Origin of the sequence: Staphylococcus sp. FSL W8-1268, assembly GCF_038003965.1 — a bacterium.
GTDB classification, from domain to species: Bacteria; Bacillota; Bacilli; order Staphylococcales; family Staphylococcaceae; genus Staphylococcus; species Staphylococcus hominis.
The window spans coordinates 649,759-663,058 of record NZ_JBBOQE010000001.1; the positions used below are offsets into that span (position 1 = coordinate 649,759).

General features: G+C 28.5%; 17 protein-coding genes and 1 pseudogene. 17 read left to right on the forward strand and 1 reads right to left on the reverse strand.

Features of this window, described 5'->3' with window-relative positions:
- Window positions 1-83: 83 nt before the first annotated feature.
- The 12 genes from NST64_RS03130 to NST64_RS03185 all read left to right on the forward strand — a co-directional run bounded on the left by NST64_RS03130 (window position 84) and on the right by NST64_RS03185 (window position 6,051).
- Entirely contained in the window at window positions 84-326 is a 243-nt protein-coding gene (locus tag NST64_RS03130) for a helix-turn-helix transcriptional regulator (protein ID WP_093514894.1), read from the forward strand.
- Entirely contained in the window at window positions 323-589 is a 267-nt protein-coding gene (locus tag NST64_RS03135; protein ID WP_107632216.1) for a hypothetical protein, read from the forward strand. The genes NST64_RS03130 and NST64_RS03135 overlap by 4 nt, the downstream gene beginning before the upstream one ends.
- 407 nt (window positions 590-996) lie before the next feature.
- On the forward strand, window positions 997-1,248 hold the full coding sequence (locus tag NST64_RS03140) for a hypothetical protein (RefSeq protein ID WP_107632218.1): 252 nt from the start codon (window positions 997-999) through the stop codon (window positions 1,246-1,248).
- Window positions 1,249-1,301: 53 nt separating this feature from the next.
- Entirely contained in the window at window positions 1,302-1,526 is a 225-nt protein-coding gene (locus tag NST64_RS03145) for a hypothetical protein (protein WP_048762058.1), read from the forward strand.
- 35 nt (window positions 1,527-1,561) lie between these two features.
- Window positions 1,562-2,320 (forward strand): DnaD domain protein, encoded by a 759-nt coding sequence (locus tag NST64_RS03150; protein ID WP_340731033.1) that lies wholly within the window; start codon window positions 1,562-1,564, stop codon window positions 2,318-2,320.
- A 12-nt stretch (window positions 2,321-2,332) separates the two neighbouring features.
- Window positions 2,333-3,130, forward strand: coding sequence for an AFG1/ZapE family ATPase (zapE, locus tag NST64_RS03155; RefSeq protein WP_048762055.1), 798 nt, complete (start codon window positions 2,333-2,335; stop codon window positions 3,128-3,130).
- A gap of 53 nt (window positions 3,131-3,183) precedes the next feature.
- Entirely contained in the window at window positions 3,184-4,026 is an 843-nt protein-coding gene (locus NST64_RS03160; protein WP_107632220.1) for a pathogenicity island protein, read from the forward strand.
- A complete protein-coding gene (locus NST64_RS03165) occupies window positions 4,016-4,249 on the forward strand; it encodes a hypothetical protein (protein ID WP_103288065.1) in 234 nt (77 codons plus the stop codon). The genes NST64_RS03160 and NST64_RS03165 overlap by 11 nt, the downstream gene beginning before the upstream one ends.
- Window positions 4,250-4,260: 11 nt before the next feature.
- On the forward strand, window positions 4,261-4,782 hold the full coding sequence (locus tag NST64_RS03170; protein ID WP_107632221.1) for a hypothetical protein: 522 nt from the start codon (window positions 4,261-4,263) through the stop codon (window positions 4,780-4,782).
- A 51-nt stretch (window positions 4,783-4,833) separates the two neighbouring features.
- Entirely contained in the window at window positions 4,834-5,277 is a 444-nt protein-coding gene (locus tag NST64_RS03175) for a pathogenicity island protein (protein WP_065581158.1), read from the forward strand.
- Between the two features lie 2 nt (window positions 5,278-5,279).
- Window positions 5,280-5,621: a sigma factor-like helix-turn-helix DNA-binding protein gene (locus NST64_RS03180; protein ID WP_107632222.1), complete on the forward strand. Its 342-nt coding sequence runs from the start codon at window positions 5,280-5,282 to the stop codon at window positions 5,619-5,621.
- A 1-nt stretch (window position 5,622) separates the two neighbouring features.
- Window positions 5,623-6,051: a terminase small subunit gene (locus NST64_RS03185; protein ID WP_340731035.1), complete on the forward strand. Its 429-nt coding sequence runs from the start codon at window positions 5,623-5,625 to the stop codon at window positions 6,049-6,051.
- Window positions 6,052-6,657: 606 nt separating this feature from the next.
- Here NST64_RS03185 and NST64_RS03190 read toward each other — a convergent pair.
- Window positions 6,658-7,272, reverse strand: coding sequence for a stage II sporulation protein M (locus NST64_RS03190; RefSeq protein ID WP_107632224.1), 615 nt, complete (start codon window positions 7,270-7,272; stop codon window positions 6,658-6,660).
- A 639-nt stretch (window positions 7,273-7,911) separates the two neighbouring features.
- On the opposite strand from NST64_RS03190, the gene NST64_RS03195 reads away from it, so the two are divergent.
- The 5 genes and pseudogenes from NST64_RS03195 to NST64_RS03215 all read left to right on the forward strand — a co-directional run.
- Window positions 7,912-8,172 carry a hypothetical protein gene (locus NST64_RS03195; protein WP_107632226.1) on the forward strand — a complete coding sequence of 87 codons (261 nt, stop codon included), beginning with the start codon at window positions 7,912-7,914 and terminating at the stop codon, window positions 8,170-8,172.
- A gap of 1,382 nt (window positions 8,173-9,554) precedes the next feature.
- Complete coding sequence (locus NST64_RS03200; protein WP_340731036.1) at window positions 9,555-10,712, forward strand: ImmA/IrrE family metallo-endopeptidase; 1,158 nt, start codon at window positions 9,555-9,557, stop codon at window positions 10,710-10,712.
- Window positions 10,713-11,267 carry a DUF4411 family protein gene (locus tag NST64_RS03205; protein ID WP_107632424.1) on the forward strand — a complete coding sequence of 185 codons (555 nt, stop codon included), beginning with the start codon at window positions 10,713-10,715 and terminating at the stop codon, window positions 11,265-11,267.
- Window positions 11,268-11,457: 190 nt separating this feature from the next.
- On the forward strand, window positions 11,458-12,432 hold the full coding sequence (locus tag NST64_RS03210) for an HNH endonuclease (protein WP_107632425.1): 975 nt from the start codon (window positions 11,458-11,460) through the stop codon (window positions 12,430-12,432).
- A 187-nt stretch (window positions 12,433-12,619) separates the two neighbouring features.
- Window positions 12,620-13,300: pseudogene (locus NST64_RS03215) on the forward strand (PTS transporter subunit EIIC); the annotation flags it as partial.

A 13,300-nucleotide genomic window follows, 5' to 3' on the forward strand; every position in this document is an offset into this window, starting at 1 on the left:
TTGAGAAAAATTGAGTATTAGTTATTGCAATTTAATTCTAAGTTTGATAAATTAGATTTATAAAGTTGAGAGGAGTTGAGTTTATGATTAATAAAATAGCTGGCTATAGAAAGATGATAGGAAAATCACAAAAGGAAATGGCAAAAAAATTTGATATTTCTGTGCAAGCTTATTCAAAAAAAGAAAATGGTTTAATACCTTTTAAAGATAGCGAAAAAGTTATATTTAAGAATTTACTATTACCATATTTCCCAGATATAACAATTGATGATATTTTTTTTAGTCAAATGTTGAGTAATGTTGAGTTTAAGGAGGTTTCTAAATGAGTGAACAATCTATTCTAAGTGAATCCGCTTCTTTAGAATTAGCAAACGGTATTTTGAAATTGGCCGAACAGATAGCGCAGCGAAAGATAGAACAACAACAGAAACGATGGGTTACGCAAACAGAATTAAGAAAGTTATACAGATGTACACATAGTGATATTACCGAGTGGGAACGTTTAGGGCTAACTAAACGAAAGCAAGGTCGCAGTTATTATTATGATCTCAAAGAAGTCGAAGAATTTTTACTATCACAGAAAAAATAAATTATCTAAGTCCCGCATGTTAATAATTTGTGATTGAACGATAGTATTAATTCAATTTTAAGGTGGTGTTTAAATTGATTAGATTTCTGAATGAACTCGTTTATATATGTGTAATTACGATATTTCTAAATATGTATTCTGAATTACATTATGCGTTAGTATTTTTCATATTTGGGAGTATGATTGCAGCACTTAAATTTGATATGAGAGATGAAGAACGCTCATATCTCTATAAAGCATATAGAGAGTATTCAAGAAAGAGCTAGAGAAAAGCAACTATCTAATCTCAAACAAAATAAACCGTTAGGTTCAGCTGAACTAAACGGTCAGAAATAGAAAAAAAATTTAAGTAGAAAGTATCTAAAAAATAAATCGCTTCAATATGGAGCAATAGGAGGAACAAAACAATGAAATTATTTAAAAAGAAATACGATCATAAAAAAGTAAACAAAGTGAAAGATATGATTTTATATACTTCATATTCATTTGAAGCTAAAGCATATGAAGAAGCTATTGAATTATTGAAAGATAACAATAAACAAAAAGCTATTGAACTTATGTATGAAAGATTAATAGAAGCACAAAGAAAAGAATATGAAATGAAGTTAGAAATAGAAAAAGCGTCATCTGTTCACGCCCGCCAAAGCAGAAACAGATAACGCCAATAAATGCAATATAGAAAAATAATAAACTACTGAAAGGATAGCATTTTATGACTAATAAAATCAAGTGTTCTAAAGGTTATGGTGTAATTACGCAAAGTGTTATGTCTAGCAAAGATATAAGTATAGAAGCCAAAGCATTGTATTGCTATTACATGGCTCATGTAGGCGACAATATTATCCCAAGTGCTACACAGACATGCAATGATTTGATGATCAGTTACAAACGTTTTAAAACACTACGAACACAATTATTTGAAAGAGGATTTTTATAGATTGATAAAAATTAGCAGCAAAGGAGGGCAGACGATTGGAACAACCGAGTTATTACGCAATATTAACAGCACGTGTCCGTTATGATAACCGATTAACTGATAGTGAGAAAATACTTTATGCGGAAATAACAGCATTAAGTAATAAATATGGTTACTGTTCAGCAAGCAATAATTACTTTGCTAAGTTGTATGAAGTATCTAAAAGAACTATATCAACACGTATAAATAACTTAAAAAAGTTAAATTATTTGAAAATAGAACTTGAATTAAATGGTAAGGAAGTAAAGAAAAGAAAAATGTACCCCATGACGCATACTTCTATACCTATAGAAGATAATTTCCATAGGGGTGTAGAAAATATAGTGCATACACCTATAGAAGCAAACTTCCAAGAGAATATTACAAGTAATAATATTACAAGATTAAATAATACAAGTAGTAGTAGTGCAAGCACTACTAAACAACAACCACCATCACATTCTTATAGTAATGTATTCAACTTTTACCAAGAAAATGGATTTGGAATATTACAACCATTTGTGATTGATCAAATTAACGCATGGATAGATGATTTCAACGGTAATGAAAATATCGTTATTGAAGCATTAAAAGAAGCAGCAACAAATAACGTGTGTAAGTGGAGTTATGCTAACAGTATTCTTAAAAGTTGGTATCAAGACGGTATTAAGTCTATTGATGATATAGAAGCGCGTAGAAAACAACGTGAAGTAAGTAAGAATAAAACGGAATCTACAAAAACATTCGATAACTCTCAATATGCAGATTTATTTTAGGAGGGAAGATACTTGAAAAGTATTAATGATATTGATTTAAAAAGCAAAATGCGTAGTGAATTGATTGAAGAACAATATAACCTTAAATGTGATAAATGCAAAAACATATATAGTTATCATAAATTCAGAAAATCAGACGGTACAATACAAATAATCAGAAACGGGTGCGAGTGTGAATCCATTGAGAAAGGAAAACAAAGCAGAAGCCAACATAAAGCAAATCAAAAACGCTTGAATATTGAAAAAGTATTTAAGCAATCCATGATGAATGATGATTTGTTAAAAGCTGAATTTGATAATTATAAACCAACTAATAAAAATTTATTAGAAGCTAAACAGATTCTACAAAAGTATGCAGCTAACTTTAAACCAGATAAACCAAAGTCGCTACTTTTACAGGGGAGTTATGGTATAGGAAAAAGTCATTTAGCTATGTCGGTTGTAAGAGAAGTCAAAAAGAAAGGCTATACAGCTTTATTCTTAGATGTTACTGAATTAGTGAAAGCTTATCGAAATACCTACAACAAGAATGTAGCAATGACTGAAAAAGAATTAGATCAAATGATTAGAGATGTAGATTTGCTTGTAATAGATGATTACGGAACAACAGTAAACGATTATGGCAATGAAAAACTATTTTCACTAACAGACATGAGAACAGGTAAAAGCAACATCATAACAACTAATCGTGAAGCATTAGAACTTTCTAATAATGACGATAAAGCAAAAAGATTTAGTCGTTTGATGAAAAACACACAAATTATAAAAATGCATGGTACAGATTATAGATTAAAAGATTTTAAATCATAAGTGGTAACGGGCTTTGTACCCGTTCCGCTTCTCAGAAAGGAGTAACACATAGTATGGCAAGCCTAAAACAAGCGTATCAACAAGACACAGACGCCGAAGAAATCGAAATGATTAGTGATGATACATTATTCACAGTTTACAATCCTAAATTTATTGAAGAAAAAAAGCAGATGATAGAGGACTATATCGAAACGTTATACGAACGTAATACACCAAACATGGTATGTGATCCAGTAACTCAAATGGTTTACTATCAATCGCAAAATTTAGAAAGCCTAGTTATGTACATCATTGAAGAAAAAAAGAAATTGAATGCATTCATCAGAAAAAGCAATAGAAACCTATATCATTTATACGCTGTTTTAGAGAGCTATACAAAGCAAGAACAAATATTTATAAAGAATTACATCAGAAATGCAAAGGTGCGTGATAATGAGCTTGTGAGACACTTTAAAATTGATTTATATAACTATGTCCAAGCTGAAAGAGAGAAAAGGCAAGAAGAACATAACAAAAAGTCATTTAATGCGTACTTAGTGGACAAAGACGAAATAAGAAAAAGACATCAAAAGAAAAAGATTAATAATGGTTATGGCTTAACACTCAATCAAGAGAAAGAGCTGCGATTGATTAAAGAACACGAAGAAGAACGAAATACAGATATAGGGATATTCATTGACTTAATTCAACAGATGAACAATGATGAACTCTTATCTTATGTGTTAGATCGTCATGAATTTAATATTGATAGTTATAATCTCAAAATATTAACTGACGCAGCACTTTATCGCTTGCCATTGAAACAAAGAAAACAAGCCTATAACCATTTAAAAGCAATAACAAGAATACTAAAAAATAATCCAATCGAAAAGAGGTTAAAACAATATGAACAATGATGAAATGAATAAATTAAGTGAAGCATTAGAACTATCAGAATCACAAAGATTAGCATTATATAATTACAGTGAACGAGAAGCTAAAGAAAAAGCACAATCACAAGAACAAAAGAAAGAATTAAGCAGTTTAGAAAAGCATGAGAAACGTCAACAAATCATGTCTATTAAAGACGCTAACCAACGACAAGAAGAAATTGCTAAGCATGTTGATTTATTTAAATAGGAGGGCTATTCATGAAAACATTAAAACAAATTGAAGTGCATAAAAAGAATATTGAAAGCTATCAAAAGGATATACAAGCATTAGAGCAAGAAGTAAATAACGAAAAAGAAAAGATTGATCAACTTAATAAAGACTATCAAGAATTAGTAGTAAGTGGCCAAGTTGAAAAAGCTGATAAGCTATATACTAAAATTGATAAGCAAGAAACGACGTATAAAGCAAAAGTAAAACGTTTAAGCGTTATGAAGCAATCACTGAAACAGGTTATTATTAAAAATTGTAGCAGTATGCAAGAAGAAGCCGATAAATTAAGTGATGAATATATTGATATTTACTATGATGATTTAAAACACTATAACAAGCTCAAAGAAGAACTAAAACAAGCAGAACAGAAACTAGAACAACATAACAATAGTTATCTACTTAATCAACGTAATTTAAGCCATTATATAGATAGATTAACAAGAGAAAACAATATTCAACCAACTGAGTTTATGGGTAGCGTTAATAGTCGCAAACCATTTTATATTTAATCAATGTAGCCTACTTTTTTAGTAGGCTTATTTTATCTGTGAGGTGCATATATGATCCTTAAAAGAATTAGTCACACATTATCCTATCATGAAACTAAAATATCTGAGTATGCTTTACTAACAGAGTATAATCCTAAGTTTATTAACACTAAGATTAAAGCTATTACTACACAAATAGAGATGATGTATCACTTAAATATGTCACATATGACGACAAATGATGTTTATGGCGTTGTATCTATTTCTTATCCTTTAGAAAAGTTAGTGATTAGTATAATTGATGAAAAAGAGAAATTGCAGCGTTTCAAAACGAAATCAAATAGAAATATGCAACAACTAAAACAGATTATTAAGAAATATACACCAAGTGAACAAAAAGATATCATGTATTATATGCAGTCTAATGGCTCAGTCATAGATTATGACCTTATAGAACGCCTACAACGTGATTTATACAAGCTAAAACATTCAAACAAACAGAAAGTAAGTATTTAAGCATGAGATACAACAGAGAAGCTATTAAGCAGTTTATACGTGATTACTCAAAAGAAAATCGTAAAACTATATATGATGAAACTACCAATGTAGACGATTTCTTTTCACTGAATGATGAAGTAGAACAATTTGAATTAAATGAAAATATTGGAAATCAAGTGTTTTTTAATGAATTAGATCAACTCATTTATGCAGTAGGAACTAGAAGGGAATACTATATATTTTTCTTACTATGTGAAGGGAAATCTATGAATGAAGTTGCTAAGATACTTAATTTAAGTAGAGAAAGAATCCGTCAACTATTTAATGGTTTATTAGATAAATTAGAAAATAAGGAGGGATAAAATGAAATCACTAACGCTAAAACAAAAGCAATTCGCAGATGAGTACATTCGAACCGGAAACGCCTATCAGTCGGCAGTAAATGCGGGTTATAGTGTAAGTTATGCGAGAGGTAATGCGATAAAATTGTTGGAAAATGTGAGTATAAATAAATATATAGATGACAACTTAGAAATTATTCAAAAAGAAAGCATAGCAGAAACTGATGAGATCATGCGTTATTTAACACGAGTGCTTAGAGGCGAAGAAAAAGAAGAAATATTGGTATATGTGGGCGACGGTATGCAAGAAATCCAAACAATACAACCTAGTGCCAAAGACAGAATAAAAGCAACAGAATTATTAGGTAAACGTTATCGTATGTGGACTGAAAAACAAGAAATAGAAATCACTACACCAATATTCATTGATGATGTGCCTGAAGAAGATTAAAAAATGATTATGAAATAGTACTTACTCAATTTTGAGTAGGTGCTTTTTATTAATTTTTTGATTAACCAAATCTATTGCTCAAAAAAGTATAAGCATATTTTTATTAATAAATAATTAAGGTATTGGTATTTTACAGTACCCTTTATTTTGTATTTAGTTTTAATTAAGGAATTAGTTTGTTAGTATCAAATTTAAAGATATCTAGGAGGGAATATAAATGGGGTCAGTTCTCACTGTTGTTTTAATATTCTTAATTTTATCTCTAGTCTTTAAATCTCTTAAGAAAAAGAAGTAAGAGAGATATACATATTTGAGTAGTATTAATTTTAAGTTATAAAAAGTAAGCGTTTTCTATTTACATTCAGAGCCTTTTATAAGATAATAAATGCAGCTACTAAACTTACTACTCAAAATTGAGTATCCTTTAATAAACTGACTGTATCCTTTGGGTGCAGTCTTTTTTTGGTAAATTGATAAAATCTTATATTTTAATTGTAAAAAGACAAATAAAAAAGAATACCAACATAACTTATGCTAATTAAGTCGATATTCTACAAATTAGATACTGCCAAAAATTAAAGGAGATAATTGTTGAAAAATAGCAATTTATATTGAATTTATCGCATTAAATATTAAATCAGCTATGTATGTTTCGGTAAATGCAGCTAATACCACTAATGGTAATGATACGAATAAATACATTTTTACTAAAAATATGATATTCATTTTTAAAGAATAGGTCTGTTTTTTCTCTTTTCTAAATAGATTGATAATTTTTTGTATTATCGTTTTATTTATTATATAAAGACAACTAATAAGCACGCATTGACTCATGATTTCTAAAGTGTAGTGTGGAATATAAGCTATTAAAGCTGCTATTCCTTTTTGAGTGTCGAAGCTTATTAAAAAGCCTAGCATTATACCTGGAATAATCATTGATACTATTAAATTTAATGTATATAAAAAAGGGATCGGTATTAAAGCTAAAATAATCATTTGTAATGGGACACTAAAGCCATTATTTACTATAAATCCCCATACTTTTTCTAATCCTGTTGTTTCACTTACTCTTTTTGGTGATTGATTACCTAATTGTTTTATAAATTCTTCAGTGGGATGAAAAAAGAAAGCAAGGATAGTTACTGTAACTAGTAAAATAGTTGCTATTATAAAAATCTTCAATGCTCGTTTGTAATAACTATAATATTTTACATTAAACATATTTTCCTCCATATATTATTATAAGGATAAGTGTAAAATTCATTAAATAACAGGTATAGTATCTCAAATAAACAAATCAAAATCTAGACTATTATATAATAACTTGATGATTAACACGTAAAGAAGAACATAATTTTTAACTAATGGGAACATATTGAAAGTGTATATTTTTACTCTTACAACCGTATTTAAAAGTCCACCTGTAAGCAGTACCTTAAAATAGGGAAGTGGTTTGATTAGACAAAAAGGCCGCCTCAAATTAAGGCCACCTAAGAAATGCTGATACGCCAAGTTACCGTATCAGAAATTTAAATATAGACTTATTAATCAATTTAATAGCTGACGCACTAAGTTAGTGCATTAGAAAACGAAAATATTCGTTCTCTAAAATTTAGATGAATACAGCCGAAATGTCGGCTCAATAGAAGAGGAATAGTAAGTTAGAAAAATCTAATTCTGAAAAGCCATTTGTGGCTACTCTGCGTAGTCAAAATGGCTACGCAGCACACGTTTATGATGTACGATCTCACAGCGCAAATGTGCGCAGTGAATCTCACAATCTAAGTTTGAGCAATGAAACTATTAAAATACAAATAATACAATGATATGCTAATGTAAAGTTAAAAAGGAGTATTAGCAATGGCAAAAGCTTTAATGTTAATCATAACTATTGTTTGTATAGCTTATATTGTGTATAACTTCATTAAAGATAAACCAGTCATTAATATTTTCTTTGCTTTAATAATACAATCAATTTTATTATTTCTAATCCGCTTCTTTTGGATAAAGCAATCTTTTAATAAATCACTTTTATCGTCTTTTGACTTATTTTCGATTATAGTTGTAGTTATTTATTTGATATATAAATTAAGTAGAAGAAAAGAAAAAGAGGATAAATAATTACGATAGTTGCGTATTCAACTTGAGTACGCAGCTTATAAATGACCTAGTAATAAATTTCATTCCCCAAATTTGGGGAGTGAGAATGTAAAAAAAATTATAGATACTGTAAAAATTGTAGACAATGAATAAATTCAATGCCTATAATGATATTAGAAGTTGTTCCCTTATGAAGCACTTCTATATTATATTTTTCTATATGTGAGTCATTTTTTCTTGGCTATGTCCATTGGGCATAGCTTTTTATTTTATTGTAGACAAATATATAAATAATGAGATAATAGCAAAAGAGGTTTAAGACCTTTAACTTCTTTACGTACATATAGAGTTTTAACTCTATCTCAACTACAATGAGGCTAACCTTAATTGGTTAGCTTCTTTTTTTGCGTAAAAAAGCACTCTCAACTTAGCTCATGACGGACTAAGTGAGAGTGTAGATGAAAAGTAAGGAGTGAAACATTTTTATTAATTTATTACATTTATGCATACAAGTTAATGATTTTTATTTTAATAGTGTGGCTAAATAAAAATTAGTGTGTAATAATGATAATTGAGATTGTCTAACTGGCGACTCTTTCCTTTCCACTAAGTATTTCTTCTCCATCGAAAATACTGTATGTTTAGGCAATCTCGACACTTTAAAAGCTTTCATAAATAGCATATCTCTTTAGGGGCGTAAAGCCCCTTTTTGTATGCGAAAAAGTCTCACTAGTACGTGACTAGTAAGACTAAGTTTCAATGAAAGCAATGTTAACTACGAGTTATTTTAACATACATCTACTTCACTTAATAGACATACATTTTATTATACACTGCCGTAACCATTCGTGACGGTAGCTGCATGAACAATTCGTTCAGTCATGTATAAAAGGGAGTAGGAAAACACGACGCCCTTTGTTAGTTGATCTAAGTAGGGACTGAACGAAACGTTATCCCCTTATTCATGGGGTTGTGAAACGCTACCCCATATGTCGCAACTTGCGACGTTAGGTAAGTGAATATAGTAACCGCTTCGATACATTAGCATATTCCCAATTTAGACATATATTAATACAAGGATGTAGTCCTAATTTAGGATTGCAGCATTAACCAGCTTGTCGATTTAGCAATGCGGTATAAAAGGGATTTAAAAATTTATTATACCTTTAAAAATTAGTAGATAAACATTTGTTTCTAGTAGCTAGTAAAAGTAAGTATTAATAAGCTAGTATTGTATATTAGGCAAAATCTTTTGTACTAAGAAAGTGTTTACGTAAATAATTATTTAATTAAAATCAAAATATTTAATGCCAAAAACAATAATAGAAAGTTGAATTTAAGTATTTACAATTCTTAAAGTATAATTATAATTATTAGTGTATGTATAAATAGGAGGTGTTTGTATGTCAGTTAACATTGAGGTTAATAGTGAGGTTTTGAAATGGGGGATTAAGGTTTCAGGGAAAAACTACAACCAAGTTAAAGAGAAATTTAAAAAAATCGATAATTGGATGAAAAATGAAAGTTCCCCTACATTTAATCAACTTGAACAATTAAGCTCATATTTAAATTTACCGTTTGGTTATTTGCTGCTTGATACACCTCCAAAAGAAGATATAGAACTTTTAAATTTTAGAACTATAGATTCTGAGGAACATGGAGAGCCTTCTAGAGAATTGATTGATACTATCTATGATATGGAAACCAAAAAGGAATGGATGAGAGAATTTTTAATCGAGGAAGGATATGCAAAAAATTCTATAGTCAATTCTATAAATTTAGAAGATGACTTTAATGTTTCTTCGAATAAAATTAGAGAAATACTTGGTTTACCGATTGAATGGTATCTTGAAAAAAAAGCAAAGGATTCATTTAATTATTTAAAAGACTTAATAAGTTATAACGGTATTTTAATTATGCAAAATGGTATAGTAAAAAATAATACAAGACGAAGATTAGATATAAATGAATTTAGAGCTTTTTGTTTAATAGATGATTATGCTCCTCTTATTTTCTTAAATAACAGAGATAGTATAAATGGGAAGAAATTTTCATTAATGCATGAATTAGTGCATATTGCTCTTGGTAAACAAAATATTTTTAATGATAATAATGAATTTAGACATAAATATGATAAGATTGAAACTTATTGTAATAAAGTAGCTGCTGAATTGTTAATACCAACAGATAAATTTTACGATAAATGGAAAAATGGTCTTGAAAAAATACTAGTTGATAAAATTTATTCTTTATCTAAATATTTTCAATCAAGTAATGTAGTAGTAGCACGAAAGGCTTTAGATAATGACTTCATAGATAAAGAAATCTATAATAAAGTTGTAAAAGAAGCTAAACATTCATATGAAATTAGTCTTAAGAAAAGAAAGTCAGGTGGTAATTATATAAATAATACTATTGCAAAATTAGACAATAATTTTACTCTAGCTATTTCTAGTGGTGTTGAAAAAGGTAGCACTTTATATAGTGATATTTATAAATTAACTGGATTAAAAAGAGGCACATTTGATGAAGTAATTAATAGATTGGAGGGTAAGCATTAAATGGATAGTTCTACTTTAAATCAAACTAATAATATATTTTTAATAGATAGTAATTGTTTAATTGCGCCCTCCAAAAATTACTATAGTTTTATTTTAACGCCTAGTTTTTGGAAAAAAATTAATAATTTTTCAAAGAAAGGTTTAATTAAAACGATTGATAAAGTGAAAAATGAGATTTGTCATCAAACTAATCAGTCTAAAAAAGATGAACTACAAAAGTGGTTTGAAAATTCTAATGTCAATAATGTTATAAATGTAAAGAGTAAGGAAGATATAGTTGCAAATTATCAAAAAATTTTAAATTATATTCAAAGTCAAAGTTGCTATCAGGAGATTGCTCTAAAAAAATGGTCTGACCAAAATGTAGCAGATCCATGGTTAATTGCCACAGCAATGACTTTTAATTATACTATAGTGACTTTTGAGATGGATAGAAATAAGATGCAATTAAATAATCAATTAAATGAAGCAAAGATTCCTGAGATATGTAAAGCTTTTGGGGTGAATTATTGTAACCTTTTTGAAATGCTAGAAAAATTAAATTTTCAATTATGAATGTATTTTATATTTATGCGTAATATTTTAAAATTAAAGACTTTAACTCTGAACTAATATATAGCAAATAGCATGCGAACAATATACATAAAACTTATTGGTTGAAAACGTCACTTACTAAGTGGCGTTTTTTTATAAAATTAAAGGGTAAAAAATATATAAATACATAATTAAAGGGAGAAATAATATCATGAATGAATTCAGTAATAGTATTGAGGATTTTGAAGATATCTATCAAGAAGAATTAAATAATTCAGAAACTAATTATTTTATTTTAGATACAAATGGTGATTATAAAGGAGAAAAAGAATTTGAAACATATATATGGGAAACTAATAAATATGGAAAGGTAAAAGAAGGTGATCTTTTTATATATAGACGTCCTCAAAGAGCATCAGAGATTAAAAATGAATTTTATTTTTTTGGGTGTGGAAAAATTAAAAAGATTGAGTTAATCGAAGGTGCAAAAGTTAAAGGAATTATTGATAAATCAATAAAATTTAAAGAAAAAGTTTTACAAAGAGATGTTCAAAATATGAAATGGCATACTGAAAAGAAAAAAGAAGGTACTTTTCAAAATTTCTTTTTGCAATATGGAATGAATTTAATTAATAAGAAAGATTTTTTGGAAATTTTATCTTTTAATAAAAAAATATTAGAAGTTCAAAATGAAAGTTTTGAAGATGAAAATACTAATGTGAATATTGATAATGAAATTGAGAAGAAATTGGCTGAAAAAATTAATAATGGAAATTATGAAGTAAAAGATAAAAACGCAACAACTAAAGTAAGAGGCACTGCACAAAGAGTTTTTTCTCAAAAAGTAAAAGTAAATTATCAATATAAATGTGCAATTACAGGGATTGAAACTACTTCATTTTTAATAGCTTCTCATATAGTTCCTTGGAGTAAAAATGAAAAAATTCGTCTCGATCCTTCAAATGGTATCTGTTTATCCTCATTGGTAGATAAAGCATTCGATCAAGGTTATATAGCAATTTCAGATGAATATAAAATTATATTTTCAGATGAATTAAAGAAAGACAAGCAATTATATAGAGAATTAAAAAAGTATGAAAATGATTTTATCAAATTACCTGTAGAATTTAAACCGAACTTAAATTATTTAAGGTGGCATAGAGAAAATATTTTTAAGAAACAGTAAACATGCGGACAAGTTAAATATTTCATCTTAAACTAAACGTCACTATACAGTGGCGCTTTTTATTTGAATACGTTTTGAATACGTTATTTAAAAATTAATAGCAACCTATAATAAAGTTATATCTATAAAACACTGATATATCAACGTTTATAAACAGTTAAAAATACATATAAAAAGTACAAACTAAACCATGGGAATAGTTGGTTTGATTGTAGCTGGAACAACAGCTAAGTCTTTAACCGATTCCTACAACAGGAAATTAGATAAAACCAATCAAATTAACTTTATTTCTACAATGATGGCTGCGATGAGTGGATTTTTATTCTTAGCAGCAGATCCTATTAAAGAGGGTGGATTTTTAAGTGCATTTATGGGCACAAAAGGATTATTAACAGCCTTTATTTCAGCCTTTATTACCGTAATTGTTTATAATTTCTTTATTAAAAGAAATATTACAATAAAAATGCCTAAAGAAGTACCACCAAATATTTCTCAGGTATTTAAAGATATCTTCCCGTTGTCAGCGGTTATTATCATTATTTATGCATTAGATTTATTATCAAGAACATTTATTCATACAAATGTAGCGAACGCCGTATTAAAAATCTTTGAACCATTATTTACTGCGGCAGATGGCTGGATTGGTGTCACACTTATCTTCGGTGCTTTCGCATTCTTCTGGTTTGTAGGTATACATGGTCCATCTATTGTTGAACCAGCAATCGCTGCAATTACTTATGCAAATCTTGAAACAAACTTAAATTTGATTCAAGCAGGAGAACATGCAGATAAAATTATTACACCTGGTACACAAATGTTCGTTGCAACTATGGGGGGTACCGGTGCTACCTACCCTGTAACACTACTA